At 73.4% G+C, this 24734-nt stretch carries 23 protein-coding genes and 2 tRNA genes; 19 read left to right on the top strand and 6 right to left on the bottom strand.

The window, feature by feature from the left end; translation table 11 throughout:
- Nucleotides 1–31: 31 nt before the first annotated feature.
- Entirely contained in the window at nucleotides 32–1243 is a 1212-nt protein-coding gene (locus E7744_RS10605; protein ID WP_137774086.1) for a DUF1524 domain-containing protein, read from the bottom strand.
- Nucleotides 1244–1338: 95 nt separating this feature from the next.
- Nucleotides 1339–1414, bottom strand: a tRNA-Asn gene (locus tag E7744_RS10600).
- Nucleotides 1415–1866: 452 nt separating this feature from the next.
- On the opposite strand from E7744_RS10600, the gene E7744_RS10595 reads away from it, so the two are divergent.
- The 6 genes from E7744_RS10595 (at nucleotide 1867) to E7744_RS10570 (ending at nucleotide 7282) form a co-directional block, all read left to right on the top strand.
- The gene (locus E7744_RS10595; RefSeq protein ID WP_246858403.1) at nucleotides 1867–2703 is read left to right on the top strand and encodes a phage holin family protein; all 837 of its coding nucleotides are present in this window, start codon (nucleotides 1867–1869) and stop codon (nucleotides 2701–2703) included.
- A gap of 33 nt (nucleotides 2704–2736) precedes the next feature.
- Nucleotides 2737–3381 (top strand): CDP-alcohol phosphatidyltransferase family protein, encoded by a 645-nt coding sequence (locus tag E7744_RS10590; protein ID WP_137774084.1) that lies wholly within the window; start codon nucleotides 2737–2739, stop codon nucleotides 3379–3381.
- Nucleotides 3378–4295, top strand: a complete 918-nt coding sequence (locus E7744_RS10585) for a DMT family transporter (protein WP_137774083.1) — start codon at nucleotides 3378–3380, stop codon at nucleotides 4293–4295. The genes E7744_RS10590 and E7744_RS10585 overlap by 4 nt, the downstream gene beginning before the upstream one ends.
- 73 nt (nucleotides 4296–4368) lie before the next feature.
- Entirely contained in the window at nucleotides 4369–5568 is a 1200-nt protein-coding gene (locus E7744_RS10580) for a glycosyltransferase (protein ID WP_137774082.1), read from the top strand.
- A 152-nt stretch (nucleotides 5569–5720) separates the two neighbouring features.
- Nucleotides 5721–7160 carry a lipase maturation factor family protein gene (locus E7744_RS10575; RefSeq protein ID WP_137774081.1) on the top strand — a complete coding sequence of 480 codons (1440 nt, stop codon included), beginning with the start codon at nucleotides 5721–5723 and terminating at the stop codon, nucleotides 7158–7160.
- A gap of 48 nt (nucleotides 7161–7208) precedes the next feature.
- Nucleotides 7209–7282, top strand: a tRNA-Ile gene (locus tag E7744_RS10570).
- A gap of 16 nt (nucleotides 7283–7298) precedes the next feature.
- Here the strand turns inward: E7744_RS10570 and E7744_RS10565 are convergent.
- A complete protein-coding gene (locus tag E7744_RS10565; protein ID WP_137774080.1) occupies nucleotides 7299–8438 on the bottom strand; it encodes an S-layer homology domain-containing protein in 1140 nt (379 codons plus the stop codon).
- Between the two features lie 294 nt (nucleotides 8439–8732).
- On the opposite strand from E7744_RS10565, the gene E7744_RS10560 reads away from it, so the two are divergent.
- Entirely contained in the window at nucleotides 8733–9956 is a 1224-nt protein-coding gene (locus E7744_RS10560; protein WP_137774995.1) for a glycosyltransferase, read from the top strand.
- Here E7744_RS10560 and E7744_RS10555 read toward each other — a convergent pair.
- On the bottom strand, nucleotides 9878–10480 hold the full coding sequence (locus E7744_RS10555; protein WP_137774079.1) for a M23 family metallopeptidase: 603 nt from the start codon (nucleotides 10478–10480) through the stop codon (nucleotides 9878–9880). The two genes, E7744_RS10560 and E7744_RS10555, sit on opposite strands and share 79 nt — an antisense overlap.
- A 387-nt stretch (nucleotides 10481–10867) precedes the next feature.
- Here E7744_RS10555 and rpsB point away from each other — a divergent pair, with 387 nt between their 5' ends.
- The 6 genes from rpsB to E7744_RS10525 all read left to right on the top strand — a co-directional run bounded on the left by rpsB (nucleotide 10868) and on the right by E7744_RS10525 (nucleotide 16118).
- Nucleotides 10868–11779 carry a 30S ribosomal protein S2 gene (rpsB, locus tag E7744_RS10550; protein ID WP_137774078.1) on the top strand — a complete coding sequence of 304 codons (912 nt, stop codon included), beginning with the start codon at nucleotides 10868–10870 and terminating at the stop codon, nucleotides 11777–11779.
- Nucleotides 11780–11910: 131 nt separating this feature from the next.
- A complete protein-coding gene (gene tsf / locus E7744_RS10545; RefSeq protein WP_137774077.1) occupies nucleotides 11911–12747 on the top strand; it encodes a translation elongation factor Ts in 837 nt (278 codons plus the stop codon).
- A 172-nt stretch (nucleotides 12748–12919) separates the two neighbouring features.
- A complete protein-coding gene (gene pyrH / locus E7744_RS10540; protein ID WP_246858402.1) occupies nucleotides 12920–13738 on the top strand; it encodes a UMP kinase in 819 nt (272 codons plus the stop codon).
- A 111-nt stretch (nucleotides 13739–13849) separates the two neighbouring features.
- Nucleotides 13850–14407, top strand: coding sequence for a ribosome recycling factor (frr, locus tag E7744_RS10535; protein ID WP_137774076.1), 558 nt, complete (start codon nucleotides 13850–13852; stop codon nucleotides 14405–14407).
- 15 nt (nucleotides 14408–14422) lie between these two features.
- Nucleotides 14423–15334 (top strand): phosphatidate cytidylyltransferase, encoded by a 912-nt coding sequence (locus E7744_RS10530; RefSeq protein ID WP_137774075.1) that lies wholly within the window; start codon nucleotides 14423–14425, stop codon nucleotides 15332–15334.
- Nucleotides 15335–15509: 175 nt separating this feature from the next.
- Nucleotides 15510–16118: a DivIVA domain-containing protein gene (locus E7744_RS10525; protein ID WP_137774074.1), complete on the top strand. Its 609-nt coding sequence runs from the start codon at nucleotides 15510–15512 to the stop codon at nucleotides 16116–16118.
- A 75-nt stretch (nucleotides 16119–16193) separates the two neighbouring features.
- Here E7744_RS10525 and E7744_RS10520 read toward each other — a convergent pair whose 3' ends face one another.
- Nucleotides 16194–16688 (bottom strand): Lrp/AsnC family transcriptional regulator, encoded by a 495-nt coding sequence (locus E7744_RS10520; protein ID WP_168199800.1) that lies wholly within the window; start codon nucleotides 16686–16688, stop codon nucleotides 16194–16196.
- A 183-nt stretch (nucleotides 16689–16871) separates the two neighbouring features.
- On the opposite strand from E7744_RS10520, the gene E7744_RS10515 reads away from it, so the two are divergent.
- Genes E7744_RS10515 through E7744_RS10505 form a run of 3 tightly spaced genes read left to right on the top strand, consistent with a single transcriptional unit; the run spans nucleotide 16872 to nucleotide 20600 of the window.
- Nucleotides 16872–18062 carry a thiamine pyrophosphate-dependent dehydrogenase E1 component subunit alpha gene (locus tag E7744_RS10515; protein ID WP_137774073.1) on the top strand — a complete coding sequence of 397 codons (1191 nt, stop codon included), beginning with the start codon at nucleotides 16872–16874 and terminating at the stop codon, nucleotides 18060–18062.
- Nucleotides 18059–19117: an alpha-ketoacid dehydrogenase subunit beta gene (locus tag E7744_RS10510; RefSeq protein ID WP_137774072.1), complete on the top strand. Its 1059-nt coding sequence runs from the start codon at nucleotides 18059–18061 to the stop codon at nucleotides 19115–19117. The genes E7744_RS10515 and E7744_RS10510 overlap by 4 nt, the downstream gene beginning before the upstream one ends.
- Before the next feature lies 1 nt (nucleotide 19118).
- On the top strand, nucleotides 19119–20600 hold the full coding sequence (locus tag E7744_RS10505; protein WP_137774992.1) for a dihydrolipoamide acetyltransferase family protein: 1482 nt from the start codon (nucleotides 19119–19121) through the stop codon (nucleotides 20598–20600).
- A gap of 27 nt (nucleotides 20601–20627) precedes the next feature.
- Here E7744_RS10505 and E7744_RS10500 read toward each other — a convergent pair whose 3' ends face one another.
- Complete coding sequence (locus E7744_RS10500) at nucleotides 20628–21092, bottom strand: GNAT family N-acetyltransferase (RefSeq protein ID WP_137774071.1); 465 nt, start codon at nucleotides 21090–21092, stop codon at nucleotides 20628–20630.
- Nucleotides 21093–21336: 244 nt separating this feature from the next.
- Between E7744_RS10500 and E7744_RS10495 the strand changes: the two genes are divergently transcribed.
- From E7744_RS10495 to E7744_RS10485, 3 genes are all read left to right on the top strand, one after another.
- Complete coding sequence (locus tag E7744_RS10495; RefSeq protein ID WP_137774070.1) at nucleotides 21337–22545, top strand: acyl-CoA dehydrogenase family protein; 1209 nt, start codon at nucleotides 21337–21339, stop codon at nucleotides 22543–22545.
- A 118-nt stretch (nucleotides 22546–22663) separates the two neighbouring features.
- The gene (locus E7744_RS10490; RefSeq protein WP_137774069.1) at nucleotides 22664–23044 is read left to right on the top strand and encodes a DUF485 domain-containing protein; all 381 of its coding nucleotides are present in this window, start codon (nucleotides 22664–22666) and stop codon (nucleotides 23042–23044) included.
- Nucleotides 23045–23103: 59 nt separating this feature from the next.
- Nucleotides 23104–24663, top strand: a complete 1560-nt coding sequence (locus tag E7744_RS10485; protein WP_246858653.1) for a cation acetate symporter — start codon at nucleotides 23104–23106, stop codon at nucleotides 24661–24663.
- Nucleotides 24664–24734: the final 71 nt, after the last annotated feature.

The raw sequence follows: 24734 nt of genomic DNA, 5'->3' as shown, positions 1-24734 counted from the left end.
GCCCGCGCGCACCGCGCGGACGGCCGGGGGCCTACTCGCAGGTGATCCCGTCGCCGTCGCCGTCCCGGTACCACGCGTACTCCGCGTCCGTGCCGGCCACGTACGGTCCGTAGCCGGCGGCCTTGGCCTTCGTGCAGCTGCCGAACCGCGGGTCGGTGGCGTCCGCGTCCTCGCCCGTGCCGGACGGGGGCACCGCCGGGGCGTCCTCCGGCCCGGTGGACCCCGCCGAGGTGGGCGCGGGGTCGGGCTCCGGGAGCGACGGGGTGGTCGACCCGGCGGGTGCCGGGGTGGGGGACCGGGTGGCGTGGGTGGTGATCTCGTAGGGGCGGGAGGCGGTCTGTCCGGTGGGCAGCGACTGGCCCGGGCAGCCGGCCAGCACCCCCGCCATGGCCTCCCGTTCGGCGGCGGTGACCCACAGCGCGTACCGGGCCTTCACGGCCACCTGCCGGGCCACGTAGTCGCAGCGGAAGGACGTGTTGGCCGGCAGCCACGTGGCCGCGTCGGAGTCGCCCTTCTGCGCGTTCGCCGGCCCGTCCACGGCGAGGAGGTTCAGCGGGTCGTTGGCGAACTCGGTGCGCTCGGCCGTGTCCAGGGCCTGGGCGCCCTTCTGCCACGCATCGGACAGCGCGACCACGTGGTCCACCTGCACGTCATTGGAGGTGTCCTGGCCGCGCAGGAAGTGGATCTCCGTGGCCGTGTACGGGTCGTCGAGCACGCCGGAGAGCACCACGCAGTCGTGGGTGCCCGGGCGGAAGGCCTCCTCGCGCAGGTCGCGCTCGAGGATGTCGTTGCGGGTGTCGCAGCCGTCGTGGTCGGTGTCCGCCCAGGCCGGGCCGAACTGCAGGCGGTCGTAGCCGGTCCTCGGGGCCCGGCCCTTGACCGGCAGCCCCTCCAGCGCGGCCAGGGCGGTGCCCGGTGACGCGACATCGCCCGTGGGGGCCGCCGAGGGAGTCTCCGACGGGGACGCGGACGGGCTCGCCGACGCGGTGGAGGCGGCCGGCGAGGAGGGGGTCGGTCCCCCGCCGGCCGGCCCGGCCGTCGAGCCCGACGCCGACTCCGGCGAGGACTCCGGGGTGGCGCCCACGGACGGCGCGGTGGGGGAACCCATCGCGGCCGAGGAGGCCGGAGCGGCGGTGGCCGGGGCCGTCGACTCGGCGGAGGGGCCGGTCCCGGTGCAGCCGGCGAGGGCCAGCACGAGCGCCAGGGACGCGGCCGGGACGGTGGTGGAGCGGACGGACCCCATGGTGCTTACCCCTCGTGTCGAGACGACGCCGTCCGGCGGGGCGGCGGCTTAACCGACGAGGTCCCCGTCCCGCAGTGCGGGACGGGGACCTCCGGTGGCTCCCCCGACTGGACTCGAACCAGTAACCCTTCGATTAACAGTCGAATGCTCTGCCAATTGAGCTACGGGGGACTGCCGGCCTGCGATCCGCGAGGACCGAGACTGCGTGACAGCGGGTTCCACTGTACCGAAGTTCCGCCGAAGTGTGAAATCGGCGTGCCCGGCGGCCCGTGGCCCTTCCGTCGACCACGTCCTGGGCCGCGGCAACCACCCGGCGATCGGCGCGATGGGCGCGCGCTCCTCCGGGACCGAGGACCGGGGCCGAGGCCGCGGCGGGACGCGGGCATGGAAGAGCCGGCGCCGCCCGAGGGGGACGTGGCGGCGCCGGCTTCGCCCACCAGTCTAGACGCCATGCTTGAACTGTCAAGTGATCTGGTGGGGGCCGGAATCCGTCGATGGTAGGTTGGACCTGCCCGGGCCCGCCCGGCGCGAACGACCGCAGGACATCGCAGACCAGAGGGAAGGCGCGTTCCATGGCCCAGCAGGGATCTCCCCGAGTTTCGGACCAGACCCGATCCAGCTCGTTGACCGAACTGGTCTCCACCGGCGCCCGCCTGCTGCCGCTCCAGCTCAAGGACGAGCTGGCCATGGTCAAGGGGCAGATGACGAAGAAGGGCGTGGCCGTCGGGATCGGCGCCGGCCTGGCCGTCGTCGGGCTCGTCTTCCTGTTCATCATGGTCGTCTCGCTCATCGTGGCCATGATCGGCGGCTTCGCCCAGGACCGGCCGATCTGGTTCGCCGCCCTCATGGTGGCCCTCGGTGCCCTCGTGGTGGGCCTCGTCTTCCTCGGCATCGGGGCGATGCGCATCAAGGCGGCCATGCCGCTCGTGCCGGCCGAGACCGTCCAGGGCGTCAAGTACGACCTCGGCTACCTCAAGGAGGGCAACGCCTTCGACCCGGCCGAGTTCGACCGCCTGGAGGCCCAGCGGGCCGAGGAGAAGCGCATCGCCAAGGCCCGCGAGCAGGAGCGCCGCAAGGCCGCCGAGGCCGAGGACAAGGCCGCCCGCAAGCGCGGCGAGGCTCCCCGGCACGCCACCGTCCAGGAGCCCACCTACGCGGAGCTGCGCCGCCGCACCCAGCTGCGCCGCCAGCACCTCGGGGACATCCGCTCCGGCCTGGACGAGAAGACGGACGTCAAGGCCCAGTTCTCCAGCTTCACCGCGCAGTTCAAGGGCCGTCCGGCCACGGGGCCGGACGCCCAGGACCCCACCTCGCCGACCGCGCCGCACCACACCGGCGCCCGCGCGGGCCAGAAGGCCCACGAGACCGGCGAGTACGTGCGCGAGCGGTGGCAGCCGTTGGCCCTGCTCGGCGCCGCGTCCACGGCCTTCGCCGTGTTCGCCCGCCAGCTGAGGAAGTAGTCCGCGCGCCGCAGCGGCCGTGGGGTCGAGGCCATGCGATTGATCGGTGCCGGCACGCGGGATGACATCGACTACGTCATCACGGACCGGGTCTGGACCGTCCCGAACGTCATCACGATCCTGCGCTTCTGCCTGGTCCCGGTCTTCGTCTGGCTCGTCGTCTCCGAGCGCTACCTCGGCGCGTTCCTGGTCCTCGCGGTGCTCTCCAGCACCGACTGGGTGGACGGCTACGTCGCCCGGCGCTTCAACCAGGTCTCCACGGTCGGGCAGTGGCTCGACCCGGTGGCCGACCGGCTCTCGCTCGTCGTCGTGGCCGTCACCCTCGTGGCCACCGGGATCGCGCCGTGGTGGCTGGTGGCGGCGCTCGTGGTCCCGGACCTCGTGCTGGGCCTCACCGCCCTGGTGCTGTTCGGCGGCAGCCCCGGCCTCGAGGTGACCGTCCTGGGCAAGGTCCGCACCGCGCTGCTGCTGCTCGGCACGCCCGTGCTGCTGCTGGCGCGGGTCCCGGGCCCGGCCGCCGGGCCCCTGGGCGTCGTGGCGTACGTGCTGCTCGCGGCCGGCTGCATCGGCCACGTCCTGGCGGCCGCGGACTACCTGGTCGGCTGCATCCGCAAGCACCGCGGGCTGCGTGCCGCCGGCCTCGACCCGCGCGACCGGACCGGTCGGTCCCGGGCATGAAGTGGCTCTCGATCGCCGCCGCGCTGGCGGGGGCGTTCTGCCTGGCGCTCGGCAGCGAGCGGCAGGCCGCGGGGGTGCGCCGCACCCAGCAGTACAGGGGCCTGCACCGCCGGCGCGGGATCCTGGCGCTGCTGACCTCGCGCGCCTGGCTGGCGGGCGGGCTGCTCATGGTGCTGGGCATGGTCCTCAACGTCTACGCCCTCGCCACGGCACCGCTGACCGTGGTGCAGCCCATCGGCGCCCTGGCGGTCGTCATCACCACCGTGCTGCACGCCCGCATCCAGCGCCTGCGCCTGAACCGGACGACCGTCGGTGCCATCTCCGCGTGCGTGGCGGGGTCCGCCGCCTTCGTCCTGCTCGCCATCGCCGCCACGCAGGAGAACCCGGCCCCCACCCCGGGCCAGGAACGGGTGACCGCCGTGGTGGCCGTCGTCGCCACCGTCCTGTGCGCGCTGGCCGCGCTCGTGATGATCCGCCGTCCCAGCGCCTTCGCCTACATCCTCGGGGCGGGCGTGCTGTTCGGGTTCGTGGCCGTGTTCGTGCGGCTCGGCTCGATCCACCTGCTGCGGGGGGACGCCGGGGGCCTGGCGGGGGTCCCGTGGTTCCACCTGGGCGTCATCGCGGCGGCCGGGGGACTGGGGGTCTACTTCGTCCAGAGCGCCTACCACCACGGTCCGCCGGACCTCGTGGTGGCCGGGCTGACCGTGGTCGACCCGATGGTCGGGGTGCTCACCGGCATCATCGTCCTCGGTGAGCTGCTGCCGGGCCTGCCGTGGTGGGTGGGTTGGTGCATGGCCGGGGCGGCGGCCGTTGCTACGCTCGGGGTGATCGCCCTGTCGCGGCACCATCCCGACGTCATCAGCCGACGCGAGCAGGCCCAGGGCGAGGCCTCCGCTCCGGACGCCGGCCCCTAGGGGTGGTGGACGGCGTCGCGTCGACGGGGCACCGCCGTGACCGCAGCCGACCACAGACAGGAGCCCCATCCCCGTGACTGCAGCACCCGACAGCCCGCTCAGAGTCCTCATCGCCGCAGACACCTACCCGCCGGACGTCAACGGGGCCTCGGTCTTCTGCTTCCGGCTGGCGAGGGCGCTGCACGCCCGCGGCCACGAGGTGCACGTGCTGGCGGCGCGCAACGACGCCGGGCCGGACACCGTGCAGGTCACCGAGGAGGCCATCGTCCACCGCCTGCAGTCGGTCCGGGCCTTCACCCACGAGACCTACCGGATGGTCTTCCCCTGGCACGCCAGCCGGTCGATCGGCGCCCTGCTGGACGAGCTGCGCCCGGACGTGGTCCACGCCCAGTGCCACTACATGATCGGCGAGGCGGCCATCAACGAGGCCGAGAAGCGACGCATCCGCACGATCGCCACCAACCACTTCATGCCGGAGAACCTCGAGCCGTTCCTGCCGTTCCCGCAGTGGTTCCTGGACATCGTCTCGAGGAACTCGTGGCGGGACATGGGCCGGCTCATGGGCAAGGCGGCCGCGGTCACCACGCCCACGGCGCTGGCGGCGCGGACCATGGCCGAGCATGCCGGGCTGGACCACGTCCTGCCGATCTCCAACGGCATCGACTCCTCGGCCTACGAGCTCGCCCCCGGGGAGACGGTCGAGCGCCCGGACCACCCGGTGGTGCTCTTCGTCGGCCGGCTGGCCGTGGAGAAGCACGTGGACGTGCTCATCCGTGCCATCGGCCTGCTGGACCCGGCGCTGTGCGTGCACCTGGAGGTCGTCGGCGACGGCGAGCAGCGTGCCCCCCTGCGCTCCCTCGTGGACGAACTGGGCCTGGGGGACCGGGTGCACTTCCTCGGCCACGTCACGGACGCCGAGCTGCACACGGCCTACCTGCGCGCCGACGTCTTCTGCCAGCCCGGGACCGCCGAGCTGCAGTCGCTGGTCTCCCTCGAGGCCATGAGCGCGTCCAAGCCGGTGGTGCTGGCCGACGCCCTGGCCCTGCCGCACCTGGTCACCGACGGGGACAACGGCTACCTGTTCGCCCCCGGCGACCCGCAGGACCTGGCCGCCAAGCTCACCGCCGTCCTGTGCGCGGACCCTGGGGAACGCGCCCGGATGGGCCGGGCCTCGCACGATCGCGCCGTCCAGCACGCCCAGGGCCGGACGATCGACCTGTTCGAGATGCTCTACCGCGGGGCCACCCCGGAGGAGGTGCGTGCCCTGCTCTGAGGGCCCGCAGCCGCCCGGTCCGAGGGCGCGCGCGCGTCCCCCGCCCGACGCCGGCGGGGCGGCCGGGTGCCCCGGCCCGCCCGAGGACGGGGCAGGGCGACGGCGGGCGGCGGCGGGTGCCGCCGGCCGGGGCCGCGACCTAGGATCGGACCGTGGAGTGGTGGTCCGCGACCGACTCGGAATGGGCCCGCCAGGTCGTGCAGCGCGGGGTGGCGGCCCTCTACCTCGTCGCGTTCTGGTCCACCCTGAACCAGTTCCGCGCCCTGCTCGGCGAGCACGGGCTGCTGCCGGCGCCCGCCCTGCTGGCCGCCGGCCGGCAGCGCGGCCCCACGGTCTTCAGCCGCTGGAGGTACACCGACCGCCGGCTCGTGGGGGTCGCCGTCGCCGGGATGGTGCTGGCCGCTGCGCTCGTGGCCGGGCTCCCGCAGGCCGGGCCGCCGTGGGTGCCCCTGGCGGTGTTCCTGGTGCTCTACGGGCTGTACCTGTCGATCGTGAACATCGGGCAGGCCTTCTACGGCTTCGGGTGGGAGATGCTGCTGCTCGAGGCCGGGATCATGGCCGGTCTGCTGGGCTCGGACCGGTCGGCGCCGCTGCTGCCGGTGGTCGTGCTGATCGCCTGGCTCGTGTTCCGGCTGGAGTTCGGCGCCGGGATGATCAAGATGCGCGGCGGGCCCGAATGGCGGGACCTGACCGCGATGGACTACCACCACCAGACCCAGCCGATGCCCAACCCGCTGAGCCGGCAGGCGCACCTCAAGCCCCGCTGGTGGCACCGTGCCGAGGTGATCGGCAACCACGTCACCCAGCTCGGGATGCCGTGGCTGCTGTTCCTGCCCCAGCCGGTGGCCTCGATCGGGGCGGCGGTGATCATCGTGACCCAGTCGTGGCTCGTGGCCACCGGCAACTACGCCTGGCTGAACTGGGCCACGATCGTCCTGGCCTGCTCCGCCCTGGGGGACCGGGTGCTGCACGCGGTGCTCCCCGCCCTGCCCGCGGACCTGGGCACCGATGCCGAGCCGCCGCTGTACTGGACGGTGATCGTGCTCGTGGCGTGCGCCGGGATCGTGGTGGCCTCCGTGCCGGCGGTGCGCAACCTGTTCTCCCGGCGCCAGCTGATGAACGCCTCGTTCAACCGCTGGCAGGTCGGCAATGCCTACGGCGCCTTCGGCTCGGTGACCAAGGTCCGCATCGAGGTGATCGTCGAGGGGACCGAGCAGGGCTCGGTGGACGAGCCGCCGCCCGAGGAGTCCTGGCGCGCCTACGGGTTCCGGGGCAAGCCGGGGGACCTCGCGCGCCGGCCCCGCCAGTTCGCCCCCTACCACCTGCGCCTGGACTGGATGATGTGGTTCCTGCCGCTGTCCGGGATCCACCAGCGCTGGTTCCACGCCCTGCTGGCCAAGCTGCTCGTGGCCGACCCCGCGACGCTGCGGCTGCTGCGCCACGACCCCTTCGCCGGCCGCCCCCCGGCGCTCATCCGGGTGCGGACGTTCCGGTACCGCTACGCCACGCGCGCCGAGCGCCGCGCCACGGGGGCCTACTGGGTCCGGGACATGGGCCGCACCGAGATCTGGCCGGTGGCCCTGCGGGGCTGAGGCCCGGCGCTAGGATGGGTCCCTGTGCGACCGGCCCGGCCGGTCCGCGGGGCGTTAGCTCAGTTGGTCAGAGCAGGGGACTCATAATCCCTGGGTCGCGGGTTCAAGTCCCGCACGCCCTACCGAGGTGGTGCCGGGTCAGTACCGCCCCGCCACGGCCAGCATGTTGGTCGGGCTGTACTGGAGCGAGGTCACCGCGACCCCCATCTGCTCGTTCCGGGCGTGGGCGATCTTGCCGTCCCCGATGTACATGGCCACGTGGTAGACGGTGGAGCCGTTGGACCAGTACACCAGGTCGCCGACCCGCACCTGGGAGAGCGGGACGTAGTCCTTGGCCGCCCGGTACTGGTCGTGGGCCCGGCGGGGCAGGCTCTTGCCGGCGGTCCCGAACGCGCCGATCGTGAAGCCCGAGCAGTCGTACTCGTAGGGACCGTTGCCGCCCCACTCGTAGCTCACGCGTGCGTCGTTCGCCTTGGCCGTGGCCCATCGTGCGGCCGTGACCGCCCAGGTCGGCGTGGTCCCCGCACTCGGCAACGGCGCCACGGCCGAATAGCTGACGTCTCCGCGGCCGGCCACGTAGGGGTTGGAGTTCTTGAGCATCTTGGCGGTCTCGCCGCGGGTGATCGGCCGATCGGGGCGGAAGGTCCAGTCGGCGTAGCCGGACACGAGGCCCTTGGCCAGCATCCAGGTGGCCGCGGCGTAGAAGGTGTCGCCGCGACGGATGTCCCGGAACGGCGAGGTGGCGGGTCCGGCGTACGTGGACCCCGAGAGCCGGTACAGCAGGGCCGAGACCTCCCCGCGCGTGATCGACTGCGTGGGCCTGAAGGTGCCGTCGGCATAGCCCGTCGACAGTCCCGACTGCGCCATCCAGTTCACCGCATCCGTGTAGTAGGCGCCCGCCCGGACATCCCGGAAGTACTGCTTCCCGTCGCGCGGGTGCGAGGGATCGACCTGCCGGTACAGCATGGTTGCGAGCTCGGCCCGGGTGATCGTCCGGGACACCCCGAAGGATCCGTCCTGGTAGCCCGTCGTGATGCCCTCGCAGGTGAGCCACGAGATGGCGGCGTAGAACGTCGAGCCGCGCGGGACGTCGGTGAAGTCCCGGGTCCCGCAATAGGTCGCCGCGTGGGCCGGCGGGGCGGCGTACCCCGTCCCGGCCAGGACCGTGCCCGCGGCGAGGAGCGGCACGAGGGCCCGCGCCGCCAGGCTCGCCCGGAACGGGCGCCGGGCGCGGGGGCGGCGGGCGGGGGGCACGGAGGGGAGCAGGGCGCGTGACATGGGACCTCGGGCTGGTGCGATGCGAGTGCTGGATGTGACTCCTGCGACGGACGTGACACCACCCTAACCCCGGTGTTATGGAATCGTCATGGTCTCGTGAGGAATTCGTGCACGCCCCCCGGCGTGTCGTGATGAATTCGTGACCAGAGACGGCGCCCCTGCCCGGCGGCGCGGGCCCACGGTCACGGGACGGGGTGCCGCTAGCGTGGAGCCGTGCCCGATCGACTCCCGCCCCCCGCCCGCCGCCACGGCCCGCCGGTCCACCCCGAGCTGGGGCGGCCCCTCCGCCTGTTCATGGACGCCCGCTACACCCGGACCGACTTCCACGACGGCATCTCCCGCTACGGCGCCAGCCTCATCGAGGCCTGCGCGCCCCTGGCCGAGCTCACGATGGTGATCTCCGACGAGGCCCAGCTGCGCCTGCTGCCCGCCGGCCTGCCGTGGGTCCGGACGACCGCGCCGACCTCCCCGGCCGAGCCGTTCATCGCCCGCCAGCTGAACCCCTTCCGCCCGGACGTGGTGTTCTCGCCCATGCAGACGATGGGCTCGGCCGGCCGGGAGTACGGGCTGGTGCTGACGCTGCACGACCTCATCTACTACCGGCACCGCACCCCGCCGCGGGACCTGCCGGCCCCCGTGCGGGCGATGTGGCGCGCCTTCCACCTGGCCTACTGGCCCCAGCGCCTCGTGCTGGACCGGGCCGACGCCGTGGCGACCGTCTCCGAGACCACCCGCCGGCTCATGCGCCGGCACCGGCTCACCAGCCGCGAGATCCGCCTCGTCGGCAACGCCCCGCAGCCGGTCGCCTCGCCCCGTGACCCCGCCGAGGCCCCGGAGCGCTCGCTCGTCTACATGGGGTCCTTCATGGACTACAAGAACGTGGAGGCGATCGTCCGGTCCCTGGCCCTGCTGGACGGCTACCGCCTGCACCTGCTCTCCCGGATCACCCCGGACCGGGAGGCGGAACTGCTGGCGGTCGCGGCCGCGGCGGGCGTCCCGGCGCGGTCGCTGGTGTTCCACCGCGGGACGAGCGACGAGGAGTACGCCCGGCTGCTGCGCCGCGCCACCGCGCTCGTCACCCTCTCGCGCTCCGAGGGCTACGGGCTGCCCGTGGCGGAGGCGATGGCGCAGGGCACCCCCGTGGTGCTCTCCGACCTCGAGATCTTCCGGGAGATCGGCGGTCCCGACGGCGGCGCGGCCCGCTTCGTGCCGCTGGGCCCGGAGGGCCCCGCGGCCGGCACCCCCGCCGACCCGTCCCCGGCCGCCCTGGCCGCGCGCGTGGCCGAGCTCGAGGATCCCGCCGTGTTCGCGGCCGCCTCGCGTGCCGCCGTGGCGCAGGCCGCGGCGTTCTCGTGGGACGACTCCGCCCGGGCGCTCGTCCGCCTGGCCGCCGAGATCACGGTGCGCCGCTCCCGGGCCCGGGGTGCCGGGGGGCCGGCTCACCCCGGCGGCTCCCCGTGCACCGGCCACAGCACCGACGGGCCGGACCAGCCGAGCAGCACCAGCGGATCCAGGTAGCGGTCCCACGTCCCGCCGTCGGTCCGCCACCCGTCGGGGACCCGGACGCCCCAGTGCACGCAGGCCCGCGGGCAGTGCGCCGCCCCCTGCTGGACCGTGCCGAGCACGTCCCCGGCGGCCACGCGGTCCCCGACCTCGAGGCCCTCGGCGAGGTCGACCGGCTCGAGGCTCGAGAGCGTCCCGTCCTGATGGGCGACCGTGACCACCGCGCGGCCGGCGACCGGACCCGCGAAGCGGATGGTCCCCGGCCCGGGGGAGAGGACCGCCCCGCCGGGGCGGGCGGCCCAGTCGGCCCCGCGGTGCCCGGCGGCCCAGGGGCTGGCCGGCGGGTCGAAGGGGCGCAGCACCGTGGGCGGGGCGGCGGGCGCGACGGGGGCGGTCCACGCGGACGGGGCCGACCGGTCGCCGGCCACGGGAGCCGGGGCGGGACTCCCGTCGGCCACGGCGGCGTCGGGCACGGGAGGGCCGAGGAGGAGGACGAGCGACAGCAGGACCGCCGTCCGGCGGGGGAGCCACGGTGACATGACGCCAGACTCCCCGGCCGTCGTCGGGACCGCGAGGCCGCGTCCCACCGGCCGGCGCGACCCGCCGGGGCCGGGCCCCTGTGGAGGGGCGCCGCGGCGGTTCGGAGCACGGAGCGGGCTGGGGTAAGATTGGCGGAGCAGTTGTGTGCCCGGACCTGCCGGACGTGACCGTACGGAGACCCCCGGGCGCGGAACTGACTACGCGCATGACTGATGCCGGCCCCGCGGACCCGATCCGCCCGGGCACGGCAGGTCCCCACCATCGGTCCCGGCGTGCACCACCGTGCGCCCGGGTCAGCGTCGGGGGTGCCGGGTTCGCCCGCAGCCCATGCCAGGGACCGGACCACCACGGGACGGTCGACAACCGACAACCCCTGAAGGAGCGACATGCCTGTCGTGACCATGCGCCAGCTGCTCGATTCCGGTGTCCACTTCGGACACCAGACCCGCCGCTGGAACCCCAAGATGAAGCGCTTCATCTTCACCGAGCGCAACGGCATCTACATCATCGACCTGCAGCAGTCCCTGTCCTACATCGACCGGGCCTTCGAGTTCGTCAAGGAGACGGTGGCCCACGGCGGCACCATCCTCTTCGTGGGCACCAAGAAGCAGGGCCAGGAGGCCATCGCCGAGCAGGCCACCCGCGTGGGCATGCCCTACGTGAACCACCGCTGGCTCGGCGGCATGCTGACCAACTTCTCCACCGTCTCCAAGCGCGTGCAGCGCATGAAGGAGCTCGAGGAGATCGACTTCGAGGACGTCGCCGGCTCCGGCCACACCAAGAAGGAGCTGCTGCTGCTGCAGCGCGAGCTGACCAAGCTCGAGGCCAACCTCGGCGGTATCCGCAACATGACCAAGACGCCGTCGGCGATCTGGGTCGTGGACACCAAGAAGGAGCACCTCGCCGTGGACGAGGCCCAGAAGCTGGGCATCCCGGTCGTCGCGATCCTGGACACCAACTGCGACCCGGACGAGGTCACCTACCCGATCCCGGGCAACGACGACGCCATCCGCTCCGTCAACCTGCTGACCCGCGTCATCGCCGACGCCGTGGCCGAGGGCCTCATCGCCCGCAACCAGGGCAAGTCCGGCTCCCAGGCCGCCGAGGAGCCCATGGCCGAGTGGGAGCGCGAGCTGCTCGAGCAGCACAACGCCGAGCAGGCCGAGGCCGCTGACCAGTCCGCCCCGGTCACCGAGGCCGCCGCCGAGCAGGACGTGGCCGCCGCCGGCGCCGTCCCCGCCGCCGCGACCGAGGTGGCCCAGGCCGCCGAGGGCACCGAGGCCCCGCAGGCCCAGTGATCCACCACCGGCCGGCCCCCCTCGGGGGGCCGGCCGGTGTCTGCCCGGGGTGGCCCGGGCCCACGAACGACCGACCACCACAACACCACTCGGGGCACTCGCCCCGCCACAGGTAAGGATGGGTACCACGCATGGCGAACTACACCGCAGCTGACATCAAGGCCCTGCGCGAGCGCACCGGCGCCGGGATGATGGACGTCAAGAAGGCCCTCGACGAGGCCAACGGCGACGCCGAGAAGGCCACCGAGATCATCCGCGTCAAGGGCCTCAAGGGCGCCACCAAGCGCGAGGGCCGCGCGACCGCCGAGGGCCTGGTCGCCGCGACCGTCACCGACGGCGTCGGCGTCATGATCGAGATCAACTGCGAGACCGACTTCGTGGCCAAGAACGACAAGTTCGTGGAGCTCGGCAACGTCGTCCTGGAGACCGCCGTGTCCTCCGGCGCCGCCGACCTCGAGTCCCTGCTGGCCGCGCCGTACAACGGCCGCACCCTGGGCGACCACGTCACCGACGAGGGCGCGATCCTCGGCGAGAAGGTCGTCGTGCGCCGGCTGGCCCGCGTGGAGGGCGCCCTCGTGGACGCCTACCTGCACAAGACCTCCAAGGACCTCCCCGCCCAGGTGGGCGTCCTGATGGCCGTGGACTCCGACTCCGACGCCGCGAAGACCGCCGCCCACGACGTCGCCGTGCACACCGCCGCCTACGCGCCGACCTACCTGTCCCGCGAGGAGGTGCCGGCCGAGACCGTCGAGAACGAGCGCCGCATCGCCGACGAGACCGCGCGCGCCGAGGGCAAGCCGGAGCAGGCCCTGGCCAAGATCGTGGAGGGCCGCCTGACCGGCTTCTTCAAGGAGATCGTGCTCGTGGACCAGCCCTTCGCCAAGGACCCGAAGCAGACCGTGGGCAAGGTGCTCTCCGAGGCGGGCACCTCCGTGACCGGCTTCGCCCGCTTCCGCGTGGGCAACTGATCCCGGACCACCCGGACCACCCGGGCCCCGCCCGCACGCGGTAGGATCGGACCGACCGCGGCGCGGAACGACCTGGAAGGGGGTGGTCACCAGTCACCTGGTGGCCACCCCCTTTTTCCCTGCCCGCACGCATCCCCGCCCGCCCGCCCCGATGAGCCCAGGAGGCCAGCACATGGACAGCACCGACACGCGCACGACCCCGGACATCCGCGACGCGCAGTCGTTCACCGAGTCCCGCGACCTGCCGCAGGCCCAGGCCGGCGACACGCACGGCGACCCCGGCCGCACCGGCAAGCGCCGCGTCCTGCTCAAGCTCTCCGGGGAGGTCTTCGGCGGCGGCAAGGTCGGCGTGGACCCCGAGACGGTGCGGGGCATCGCCGACCAGATCGCCGCGGCCCGGCACGAGGTCGAGGTGGCCGTGGTGGTCGGCGGCGGCAACTTCTTCCGCGGCGCGGAGCTGTCCGAGAACGGGATGGACCGCCGTCGCGCCGACTACATGGGCATGCTCGGCACCGTGATGAACTGCCTGGCCCTGCAGGACTTCCTCGAGCAGGCCGGCGTGGACACGCGCGTGCAGTCCGCCATCCACATGGAGCAGGTGGCCGAGCCCTACATCCCGCTGCGGGCCATCCGCCACATGCAGAAGGGCCGGGTCGTGATCTTCGGCGCCGGCACGGGGCTGCCCTACTTCTCCACGGACACCGTGGCCGCCCAGCGCGCGCTGGAGATCGGCGCGGACGAGGTGCTCATGGCCAAGTCCGGCGTGGACGGCGTCTACACCGCCGACCCGAAGAAGGACCCGGCGGCCGAGAAGTACGAGCACCTCACCTACGACGACGCCCTGCTCAACGACATCCGCGTCATGGACCAGACCGCCATGACGATGTGCAAGGACAACCGCCTGTCGATGATGGTCTTCGGCATGGAGGGCGAGGGCAACGTCACCCGTGCCCTGCTCGGCGAGCGCATCGGCACCACCGTCACCGTCTGACCCGGCCGCACCCCCACCCTCCCGCCCCACCCCGCCGTGCCTCGACCCGGCCGCCGAGTCCCCACCGGTGTCCTAGGATTGAGGCCAAGCCATCCGACCCCAGGAGATAACGTGACGCAGGAAACCCTTCAGGCCGCCGAGGAGCAGATGGAGAAGACCCTCGAGGCCACCCGCGAGGACTTCGCCTCGGTCCGCACCGGCCGGGCCAACCCCGGGCTGTACTCGAAGGTCATGGTCGACTACTACGGCTCCTACACCCCGCTGCAGCAGCTGGCCTCCTTCACCACCACGGACGCCCGCACCCTGCTGATCACCCCCTACGACACCACCGCGCTGCGCAACATCGAGAAGGCGCTGTCCGACTCCGAGGTGGGCGCCAACCCGTCCAACGACGGCAAGGTCATCCGCGTGGTCATGCCCGAGCTGACCCAGGAGCGCCGCAAGGAGTACGTGAAGCTCGTCAAGACCAAGGCCGAGGAGCACAAGGTCTCGCTGCGCAACGCCCGACGCAAGGCCAAGGAGACCCTGGACCGGATGGTCAAGGACGGCGAGATCGGCGAGGACGAGGGCGCCCGTGCGGAGAAGGAGCTCGACGCCCTGACCCGCAAGCACACCGACGCCGTCGAGGAGATGGCCAAGCGCAAGGAAGCCGAGCTCCTCGAGGTCTGAGCAGGCCGGCACACCATGACGTCCGAACCCCCCGCCCCCACCGGGCTCGCCCCGGCGCCGGTCCCCGGGCCGCCGCAGACCCGGCGGCAGCGGCGGGAGCGGGAGGCCGCCCGGGCCCGCACGGCCAAGGCCGGGCGCAACCTGCCCGCGGCCATCACCGTCGGCCTGTTGCTGCTCGGCGGCGCGCTCGTCGGGCTGGTGTGGCTGCCCGTGGCCCTGGCCGTCCTCGTCGTCGCCCTGCTGCTGCTCGGCGTGACGGAGACGGCCAGCGCCATCTCCCGGCGGGGGCTGGACATCCCCCGCGTCCCGCTGTGGGCCGGGGCCGTCGCCATGCCGATGGCCGCCTTCGCCGGCGGCACGGAGGCACTCGTGCTCGCCCTGCTCGCCACGGTCCTGCTCGTGCTGGCCTGGGCCGTGGTGCGGGACCTGCCCGCGCGGGGGGAGTCGGTGCTCGTCTCCGTGTTCATCCTCATGTGGGTGCCGTTCCTGCTCTCCTTCGCGGTCGCCCTGCTGCGCCAGCAGGACGGCAACCTCATGGTGGCGTGCATGCTGCTGATGGTCGTGGCCAACGACACCTTCGGCTACCTCGTCGGCGCCACGCTCGGCCGGCACCCCATGGCGCCGAAGATCAGCCCCAAGAAGTCGTGGGAGGGCTTCGCCGGGTCGGTGGCCGGGTCCGTCGTGGTCGGCACCCTCGCCGTGGACCTGCTGCTGGACCACCCGTGGTGGGTCGGGAGCCTGCTCGGCGTGCTGACGGTCGCCTCCGCCACGGCGGGCGACTTCGCCGAGTCCATGGTCAAGCGGGAGCTCAACATCAAGGACATGGGCTCCATGCTGCCGGGCCACGGAGGGGCCATGGACCGGCTCGACTCGCTCGTGTTCTCCGCGCCGGTGGCCTACATGGTCTTCGCCCTGCCCTTCGTCTGAGGCCCGACGGCGGCGCCCCGCCCCGGTGCCCCGGTCCGCCCCGGGAGCCCGCCGGGCCCTCCGGCCCCGCCTGCCCGGCCGCGAACCCCCGGCTGGCTACGATGGACTCGTCCGCGGGAGCCCGTGCCCGCGGCCCAGCACGGCGCACCGGACAGCGGCAGAAGGAGCCTCCCCGATGATCCACGGCACGCGGCGGGACACCGCCGGCCTGAAGCAGCAGGTGATGGCCTCCGCCGACCGGCAGCCCTTCGACGTGGTGTCCCGGGAGACCTACGGCTACCACCGGCGCCAGGTCGACGAGTTCATGCGCCGGGCCCGCGTGGCCTACGAGGGCGCCGGCGGCCTGCGCTCGGCCGACATCCGTCGCATCACCTTCGACGCCGTCAGGGGCGGCTATGCCGCCGACCAGGTGGACGAGGTGCTCGACCGCCTCGAGGACGCGCTGGCCCAGGCGGAGCGCGAGGCGCGCATCCGCGCCGAGGGCGAGGAGGCCTGGCGGGCGCGGGTCGAGGGGTCCGTGGAGATCCTCCGTGGCCGCCTCGAGCGGCCGGACGGCCAGCGCTTCCGCCGCCCCACCCGGGCGGATGCCACCGCCTACGCCCCGGCCGACGTCGACGCCCTGTGCCACCGCCTCCTGGCGCGGCTCGAGCGCCGGGACGGCCTCGGCGTGGACGACGTGCGGCTGGCCGTGTTCGGCGCGGCCGGTCCCGAGGGCTACGAGGAGGCCCAGGTCGACGCCTTCCTGGACGCCGCGATCGACGTCCTGGCCGTCTTCGACGACTAGCCGGCGGGCCCCCGGCTCCGCCTCGCAGGTTCCGCCGCGTCGGCTCCGCCTCGCAGGCCGCGCCTCGCCGGGGGCCTAGCCCCGTGCCGCCTCGCCGGCCTCGCCGTCGAGCAGGGACTCGACGAGCGGCACGGTGCGCCAGGGCACGAGCTCGGCCATGGCCAGGGAGGTGTCCGCCCGCTCCACCCCCTCGATCGCCAGGATCCGCGTGTGGATGCGGAACAGGTCCTCCGCGCTGCGCGCCGCCACCCGGGCGAGCACGTCCGCCGAGCCGGTGAGCCCATGGGCCTGCACCACCTCCGGGATCCGGGCCAGGGCCTCGGTGATCGAGGTGAGCCGCTGCTGGTGCACGTGCACCTGCACGAACGCGGTGAGCGGGTGCCCGAGCGCCTCCAGGCTGATGCGCCGCTCGAACGGGCCGAACACCCCGTCCGCCGTGAGCCGGGCGAGCCGGGCCTGGGCGGTGTTGCGGGAGATCCCCAGGTGCTGGGCGAGCGCGACCGTGGTGGCGTCGGGCAAGGCGGACAGGGCGGCCAGGATCCTCAGGTCGGTGGCGTCCAGGGTACGCATGATGCCCAACTCCTCGGGGGTGTCACGGGGTTGCGGCGGGCAGGATGCCCACTGCGAAGAGCATACCTTGTGCACCGCTGTCAGTGTGACTAGCATCACACACCAACGCGGCCGACATCCTGGCCGCATCCACGGCGAGGGCCGGTCACCCACCCGCTGACCGGTCCGTTCGAGGAGGAACCCATGGGATCGGTCAGCCTGAACACCCCGCCCACCGGCATGCCGCACGTGCCCGAGCCGGACCTGCACCAGGTCCTCACCCCGGAGGGCCACCGCCGTCCGGACCACGACCTGGATCCCTGGCTCGAGGACCTGACGCCGCGGCGGCTCGCGGAGCTGCACCGGGACATGGTCGTGATCCGCCGGCTGGACACGGAGTGCACCCACCTGCAGCGCCAGGGCGAGCTCGCCCTGTGGCCGCCGCTGCTGGGCCAGGAGGCCGCCCAGGTCGGCTCGGCGGCCGCGCTGCACGCCGAGGACTTCGTCTTCCCCTCCTACCGGGAGAACGGCGTGGCCTACCTGCGCGGCGTGGACCCGCTCGGCCTGGTCCGGCTGTGGCGGGGGTCCACCTACGCCGGCTGGGACCCCCGGGAGGTCAACCTCGCCGCGCAGCAGATCATCATCGGCGCCCAGTCCCTGCACGCCGTCGGCCACGCGATGGGCCAGCAGCGGGACGCCTCCACCGCGGTCACGCTGGCCTACTTCGGGGACGGCGCCACGAGCCAGGGCGACGTCAACGAGGCCATGGTCTTCGCCGCGAGCTTCCACGCGCCCGTGGTCTTCCTCTGCCAGAACAACCAGTGGGCCATCTCCGAGCCCGTGTCCCTGCAGGCCCGGCGGCACATCGCGGACCGGCCCTGGGGCTTCGGCATCCCGGCCATGCGGGTGGACGGCAACGACGTGCTGGCCGTCATGGCGGCCACCCGCCGCGCACTGGAGCGGGCCCGCAACGGCGGCGGCCCCACCTTCATCGAGGCCGTCACGTACCGCATGGGACCGCACACCACCGCGGACGACCCCACCCGCTACCGTTCCGCCGAGGAGGTCGAGGCCTGGCGGGCGAAGGACCCGATCGACCGGGTCGAGGCCCACCTGGCCGCCCTGCTGCCGGAGGCCTCCCCGGACGGCGACGCCGGCCCCGGACTGACGGTCGAGGCGGTCCGCGAGGAGTCCGGGCGGGCCGCGGACGAGATGGCGGCGCGGTTGCGCGCCGGGCTCGCGGAGATCACCGACCCGGGCCCCGAGGCGCTGTTCGAGCACGTCTACGCCGAGCCGCACCACGAGCTCGAGCGCCAGCGCGAGCACTACCGCCTGTACCTGGCGCAGTTCGACGGCGAGCAGCTGGACGCCCGGCCGCGGGAGGGGTCGCGATGAGCGCCACGCAGGACCTCGCCTTCGGCAAGGCCATCACGGCCGGGCTGCGCGCGGCGCTCGCCGCGGACGAGAAGGTGGTGCTCATGGGCGAGGACATCGGCACGCTCGGCGGGGTCTTCCGCATCACCGACGGGCTGATGGAGGAGTTCGGCCGGGACCGGGTCGTGGACACGCCGCTGGCCGAGTCCGGCATCATGGGCACGGCCGTCGGCCTGGCCTACGCCGGCTACCGGCCGGTGGTGGAGATCCAGTTCGACGGCTTCGTCTACCCCTCCTTCGACCAGATCGTCTCGCAGGTGGCCAAGACGCACTTCCGCACCGGCGGCGCCGTGCGGATGCCGCTGACCATCCGGATCCCGTTCGGCGGCGGCATCGGCTCCCCGGAGCACCACTCCGAGTCACCGGAGGCCTACTTCGTCCACACCGCCGGGCTGCGCGTGGTCTCCCCGTCCACGCCCCAGGAGGGGTTCGACCTCATCCGCGCGGCCATCGCCAGCGACGACCCCGTGGTTTACCTCGAGCCCAAGCGCCGGTACCACGACCGCGGCCCGGTCGACCTGGCCGCCCCGCTGCGCCCCCTCGGCCCGGCGGCGACCGCGGCCCCCGGCACGGACGTGACGCTCGTGGCCTACGGGCCGCTCGTCAGGACATGCCTGCAGGCGGCCGAGGCGGCCGCCGCGGAGGGGATCTCGATCGAGGTCATCGACCTGCGCTCCCTGGCCCCGGTCGACTACGGGCTCATCGAGGCCTCGGTGCGCCGCACCGGGCGGCTCGTCGTCGCCCACGAGGCCGGACGCACCGGGGGACTGGGCGCCGAGATCGCGGCCACCGTGACCGAGCGGTGCTTCCACTGGCTCGAGCACGCCCCCGTGCGGGTCACCGGCTTCGACATCCCCTACCCGCCGGCCAAGCTCGAGCACCACCACGTCCCGGACCTGGACCGGATCCTGGACGGGGTGGACTGGGTGCTCGGCCGGCCCAACTCGCTGGATTCCCTCGACCCCTTCGCCCCGCCCCGACCCCTGGCGGCCGCGGACGGAACGGAGCGTGCCTGAGATGCTGAAGGTCTTCACCCTGCCCGACCTGGGCGAGGGGCTCACCGAGTCCGAGCTGGTCCAGTGGAAGGTGTCCGTGGGGGACACGGTCGAGGTCAACCAGGTCCTCGCGGAGGTCGAGACGGCCAAGGCGGTCGTCGAGCTCTCGAGCCCGTTCGCCGGCACCATCGCGGAGCTGCACGGCGGCCCCGGGGACGTGGTCCCGGTCGGTGCGCCCATCGTGTCCTTCGACCTGCCGGGCGCGCCCGACGGCGACCGGTCGCCGGAGGCGGCGGCCGAGGGGGCGACCGGCGAGGGGGCGTCCGCCGAGGGCGCCGCCCCCGTCCGGCCCGGCGGCCGCGTGCCGACGCTGGTCGGCTACGGCGCGGCCGCGGAGGGCGCCGGCCGGCCGGCCCGCAGGCCCCGGACGGTGCCGGCCGCGGGCGGCGGCGCGATCGCGGACGGCACCGCGGCACGGAACGGGGCCGCGGTCCTGGCCGCGCCGGCACCCGCCCCGGCGCCCGGTTCCGCCCCCGCGCCGGCACCCGCTCCCGGCCCGGGGCCCGCCCCCGGGGCGGACGGGGTGCCCGGGGAGCGGCCCCGGTCCACGCCACCGGTGCGCAAGCTCGCGAAGGACCTCGGCGTGGACCTGGCCGCCGTCCCCGGCACCGGGCCCGGCGGCGTGGTGACCCGCGAGGACGTGACGCGCGCCGCGGAGGCGGCCCGCCCGGCGTCGGGACCGGGCGCGGGGACCACGGCGGGACCCGCGGCCCCCGGCGCCGCGCGGACCCTCGGGGGGCGGCCGCGCACCGAGGAGGAGCCGATCCGCTCGGTCCGCCGGGCCACGGCCGCCGCGATGACCGCGAGCGCCTTCACCGCGCCGCACGTCACGGAGTTCCTCACGGTGGACGCCACGGCATCCCTCGAGCTGCTCGAGGGGCTGCGGCAGGACCGGCGGTTCCACGGGCTGAGGCTGACGCCGCTCACGCTCGTGGCGCGGGCGGCCTGCCTGGCCCTCGAGCGGACGCCGGAGCTCAACTCCCGCTGGGACGAGGCCCACGGGCGGATCGTGCGGCAGAACTACGTGAACCTGGGCATCGCCGCGGCGACGCCGCGCGGGCTCATGGTGCCCAACGTCAAGGACGCCCAGGCGCTGGACCTGGCGGGCCTGGCCGGCGCGGTCGCGGCACTGGCCGCCGCCGCGCGCGAGGGGACCCTGGCCCCGGACCAGCTCACCGGCGGCACGTTCACCCTCACGAACGTGGGCGTGTTCGGCGTGGATGCCGGGACGCCCATCATCAACCCCGGGGAGGCGGGCATCCTGGCCGTCGGCCAGGTGCGGCGCCTGCCGTGGGAGCACCGCGGCGAGGTCGCGCTGCGCCAGGTGGTCACGCTCTCGCTGTCCTTCGACCACCGGCTGGTGGACGGGGAGCAGGGCTCGCGGTTCCTGGCCGACGTCGGGACGGTGCTCGCCTCGCCGGGGATGGCGCTGGCGCTGTTCTGACCGGCCGGGGCCGGCCGGCGCGGGGCGTCAGCCGAGCTGCATGATCAGCTCGGTGACCACCTCCGAGCGGGCGTTGGAGAACGTCTTGTCCTCGCCCACCACGGCGAAGCCGCGGCGGGTGAGGATCTTCTGGGAGCCCACGTTGTCCACGGGCACGTGGGCCCTCAGGGGCCGCTCGGTGAAGGAGGCCAGGAACTCGTCCACGGCCGAGGTGGTGATGCCCTGGCCCCAGAACTCGCGGGCCGTCCAGAAGGACAGCTCGGGGGAGGAGCCGATGCCGGAGACGATGAGGGCGCCGGCCACCGCGCCGTCCTGCTCGATCGTGCGCACCTCGGCGTGCGGGTCCTCGAGCAGCCGCGACCAGTGGTAGTCGAAGACGCCACGGTCCTGCGGGTTGCGGGGTGCGAACGCGGCCATCTGGTTGGCCTCGGGATCCTGCTGGTGCTCGAAGAAGCGGTCCAGGTCCTCGGATCGGACTTCACGAAGTTGCACGGGAACGGTGACCTCCTCGTCACGGGATGAAGCCGGCTCCGCCACGGCTGTCGCACCCACTGTACGCGCAAACCCGGCCGTCCCCCGCGCGCCCGGCCGGTGCGGAGACCCGTGCGGCGTGGGGGGCGGGGGACGGTCGGTGGCGTGCGCCGGGGGCCCGGCCCTCGACACCCGGGATGTGTCGTGGCTAACATTCCACCAGATTCGGTTACTCACCATTCACTGGAAATGACGGGACCCCTCCATGACCACTGCCCCGCACGCCACCCGCCGTCCGTCGCCCCGGGCCCTGGCCGGCCCCGAGCTGGACGAGGACTACCGCGACCTCGTCGCGACCGTCCGGGAGTTCGCCGACGAGGTCGTCGCCCCGGTCTCCGCGGAGCTGGACGCCCGCCACGAGTTCCCGCTGGACATCGTCCGCCAGATGGGCGAGCTCGGCCTGTTCGGGCTGCCGTTCCCCGAGGAGTACGGCGGCATGGGCGGGGACTACTTCGCCCTGGCGCTCGCGCTGGAGGAACTGGGCCGCGTCAACCAGTCCGTGGCCATCACCCTCGAGGCGGGGGTCTCCCTCGGCGCCATGCCGATCCACCGCTTCGGCACGGAGGAGCAGAAGCAGCGCTGGCTGCCGGACCTGGTGGCCGGCCGCCGGCTGGCCGGCTTCGGGCTGACCGAGCCCAACGGCGGCTCGGACGCCGGGGGCACCCAGACCACGGCGGTGTCCTCCGGGGGCGAGTGGACGATCAACGGGGCCAAGGAGTTCATCACCAACTCCGGCACGGAGATCACCAGCCTCGTCACGGTCACCGCCGTCACGGGCACCGTTCCGGGCCGGGACGGCGCGCCGGCCAAGGAGATCTCCACGATCCTGGTGCCCTCCGGGACGCCGGGGTTCACCGTGGGGCAGGCCTATGACAAGGCGGGGTGGAACTCCTCGGACACGCACCCGCTGTTCTTCGACGACGTCCGCGTCCCGGAGGAGAACCTGCTGGGGGAGCGCGGGCGCGGGTACGCCAACTTCCTGTCCATCCTGGACGAGGGCCGCATCGCGATCGCCGCCCTGGCCACCGGCGCCGCGCAGGGCTGCGTGGACGAGTCCGTGGCCTACGCGAAGACGCGGGTGGCCTTCGGCCAGCCCATCGGCAGCAACCAGGCGGTGTCCTTCAAGATCGCCCGCATGCAGGCCCGCGCCCACGCGGCCCGGCTGGCCTACTACGAGGCCGCCGCCAAGATGCTGGCCGGCAAGCCGTTCAAGACGGAGGCGGCCGTGGCCAAGCTCATCGCGGGCGAGGCGGCCATGGACAACGCGCGGGACGCCACCCAGGTGTTCGGCGGCTACGGGTTCATGAACGAGTCCCTCGTCACCCGCCACTACCGCGACTCCAAGATCCTCGAGATCGGCGAGGGCACCACCGAGGTGCAGCTCATGCTCATCGCGCGGTCCCTGGGGCTCTGACCCGTCCGCCGCGGCGGACCGTCACCGACCACCTGTGACTCGGACCACCTACGACATAGGATGGCCGCGTCACGCTCGCAGGCACCCGTGGGGGTGCCGACCTGACAAGGGGGAACCTGTGTCCACACCTCACCACCCCGACGAGGCCGAACACGGCCACGTCGACTTCCGGGCCGTCCAGGCCACGGAACAGTTCGGCGAACTGCGGCGGACCCACCGCGGCTTCGTCTTCCCGTTCACCGTCGTGTTCATCATCTGGTACTTCCTCTACGTGCTGCTCGCGGCGTACGCACCGGACTTCATGGCCATCAAGGTGCTCGGCAACATCAACCTCGGCATCGTCATCGGCCTGCTGCAGTTCGTCTCGACCTTCGTGATCACCGGCCTGTACGTCGGCTTCGCCAACCGCCGGCTGGACCCGCGGGCCACCGACATCCGCGAGGAGCTCGAGGCCCTCGACCCCTCGATCGCGAACCAGAGCCTGGGAGGCCAGAAGTGACCGCAATCCCCGTCCTCGCCGCCACGGAGTCCGCGAACGTCGGCGAGCCCTGGCTCAACATGCTCATCTTCGGGCTCTTCGTCGCGATCACCCTGGTGATCGTGCTGCGGGCCTCGAAGAACACCAAGACCGCGGCCGACTACTACGCCGGCGGCCGGTCCTTCACCGGCACCCAGAACGGCACCGCGATCGCCGGTGACTACCTCTCGGCGGCCTCGTTCCTCGGCATCGTCGGCGCCATCGCCGTCAACGGCTACGACGGCTTCCTGTACTCCATCGGCTTCCTCGTGGCCTGGCTCGTGGCCCTGCTGCTGGTCGCGGAGCTGCTGCGCAACACCGGCAAGTACACGATGGCGGACGTGCTGTCCTTCCGGCTGCGCCAGCGCCCGGTCCGCATCGCCGCCGCCCTGGCGACCCTCATGGTCTGCCTGTTCTACCTGCTCGCGCAGATGGCCGGCGCCGGGGCCCTCGTGTCCCTGCTGCTGGGCATCCCGGACCGTCTCGGCCAGTCCGTGGTGATCGCGATCGTGGGCGCCCTGATGATCGTCTACGTCCTCGTGGGCGGCATGAAGGGCACCACGTGGGTGCAGATCATCAAGGCCATGCTGCTCATCGCCGGGGCGTTCATCATGACCGTCTGGGTGCTGGCCCTGTTCGGCTTCAACTTCTCCGCCCTGCTCGGCGAGGCCGTGGCGCTCAGCCCCAAGGGCGAGGCCATCCTCAACCCGGGCGTGCAGTACGGCGTCAGCGAGATCGCCAAGCTCGACTTCCTGTCCCTGGGCCTGGCCCTCGTGCTCGGCACCGCCGGCCTGCCCCACGTGCTGATGCGCTTCTACACCGTGCCCACCGCCAAGGAGGCCCGCAAGTCGGTGGTCTGGGCGATCGTGCTCATCGGCGCCTTCTACCTGTTCACCCTCGTGCTCGGCTACGGCGCCGGGGCGCTCATCGGTCCGGAGCGGATCCTGGGCGCTCCGGGCGGCGTCAACTCGGCGGCCCCGTACCTGGCCTTCGAGCTGGGCGGCCCGCTGCTGCTCGGCCTCATCTCGGCCGTCGCCTTCGCGACGATCCTCGCGGTGGTGGCGGGGCTGACCATCACGGCGGCGGCGTCGTTCGCACACGACATCTACGCCTCCGTGCTGGCCAAGCACAAGCCGAGCCCCGAGAAGGAGGTCAAGATCGCCCGCCGCACGGTGATCGTGATCGGCATCCTGGCCATCGCCGGCGGCATCGGGGCCCAGGGCCAGAACGTGGCCTTCCTCGTGGCGCTCGCCTTCGCGGTGGCGGCCTCGGCCAACCTGCCGACCATCCTCTACTCGCTGTTCTGGAAGGGCTTCACCACCCGGGGCGCGCTGTGGTCGATGTACGGCGGCCTGGCCGCGGCGATCATCCTGATCATCTTCTCCCCGGTCATGTCCGGCACGGAGACCTCGATGATCCCCGGGGCCGACTTCGCCGTCTTCCCGCTGAAGAACCCGGGCATCATCTCGATCCCGCTCGCGTTCTTCCTCGGCTGGCTGGGCTCGGTCACCGAGAAGCGCGCCGAGGACCCGGTCAAGCAGGCCGAGATGGAGGTGCGCTCGCTCACCGGCGTGGGCGCCGAGAAGGCGGTCTCGCACTAGGACCACCCGTCCCGGCCCCCGCGGGGCGACGGCGGCCCCGGACCCTCGAGGTCCGGGGCCGTCGTGCTGGG

The organism is Citricoccus sp. SGAir0253 (genome assembly GCF_005877055.1).
Lineage (GTDB): Bacteria > Actinomycetota > Actinomycetes > Actinomycetales > Micrococcaceae > Citricoccus.
This window is presented reverse-complemented; position numbering and strand designations above follow the sequence as displayed.

Excerpts from the sequence above, each read along its gene's own strand:
- E7744_RS10505 (WP_137774992.1), top strand. The coding sequence starts at position 19,119 with ATGCTGAAGGTCTTCACCCTGCCCGACCTGGGCGAGGGGCTCACCGAG.
- E7744_RS10495 (WP_137774070.1), top strand. The coding sequence starts at position 21,337 with ATGACCACTGCCCCGCACGCCACCCGCCGTCCGTCGCCCCGGGCCCTG.
- E7744_RS10485 (WP_246858653.1), top strand. The coding sequence starts at position 23,104 with ATGCTCATCTTCGGGCTCTTCGTCGCGATCACCCTGGTGATCGTGCTG.
- E7744_RS10525 (WP_137774074.1), top strand. The coding sequence starts at position 15,510 with ATGATCCACGGCACGCGGCGGGACACCGCCGGCCTGAAGCAGCAGGTG.
- E7744_RS10565 (WP_137774080.1), bottom strand. The coding sequence starts at position 8,438 with ATGTCACGCGCCCTGCTCCCCTCCGTGCCCCCCGCCCGCCGCCCCCGC.
- E7744_RS10530 (WP_137774075.1), top strand. The coding sequence starts at position 14,423 with ATGACGTCCGAACCCCCCGCCCCCACCGGGCTCGCCCCGGCGCCGGTC.
- pyrH (WP_246858402.1), top strand. The coding sequence starts at position 12,920 with ATGGACAGCACCGACACGCGCACGACCCCGGACATCCGCGACGCGCAG.
- E7744_RS10590 (WP_137774084.1), top strand. The coding sequence starts at position 2,737 with ATGCGATTGATCGGTGCCGGCACGCGGGATGACATCGACTACGTCATC.
- E7744_RS10515 (WP_137774073.1), top strand. The coding sequence starts at position 16,872 with ATGGGATCGGTCAGCCTGAACACCCCGCCCACCGGCATGCCGCACGTG.
- E7744_RS10510 (WP_137774072.1), top strand. The coding sequence starts at position 18,059 with ATGAGCGCCACGCAGGACCTCGCCTTCGGCAAGGCCATCACGGCCGGG.
- tsf (WP_137774077.1), top strand. The coding sequence starts at position 11,911 with ATGGCGAACTACACCGCAGCTGACATCAAGGCCCTGCGCGAGCGCACC.
- E7744_RS10585 (WP_137774083.1), top strand. The coding sequence starts at position 3,378 with ATGAAGTGGCTCTCGATCGCCGCCGCGCTGGCGGGGGCGTTCTGCCTG.
- rpsB (WP_137774078.1), top strand. The coding sequence starts at position 10,868 with ATGCCTGTCGTGACCATGCGCCAGCTGCTCGATTCCGGTGTCCACTTC.
- E7744_RS10555 (WP_137774079.1), bottom strand. The coding sequence starts at position 10,480 with ATGTCACCGTGGCTCCCCCGCCGGACGGCGGTCCTGCTGTCGCTCGTC.
- E7744_RS10520 (WP_168199800.1), bottom strand. The coding sequence starts at position 16,688 with ATGCGTACCCTGGACGCCACCGACCTGAGGATCCTGGCCGCCCTGTCC.
- E7744_RS10560 (WP_137774995.1), top strand. The coding sequence starts at position 8,733 with ATGGACGCCCGCTACACCCGGACCGACTTCCACGACGGCATCTCCCGC.
- E7744_RS10605 (WP_137774086.1), bottom strand. The coding sequence starts at position 1,243 with ATGGGGTCCGTCCGCTCCACCACCGTCCCGGCCGCGTCCCTGGCGCTC.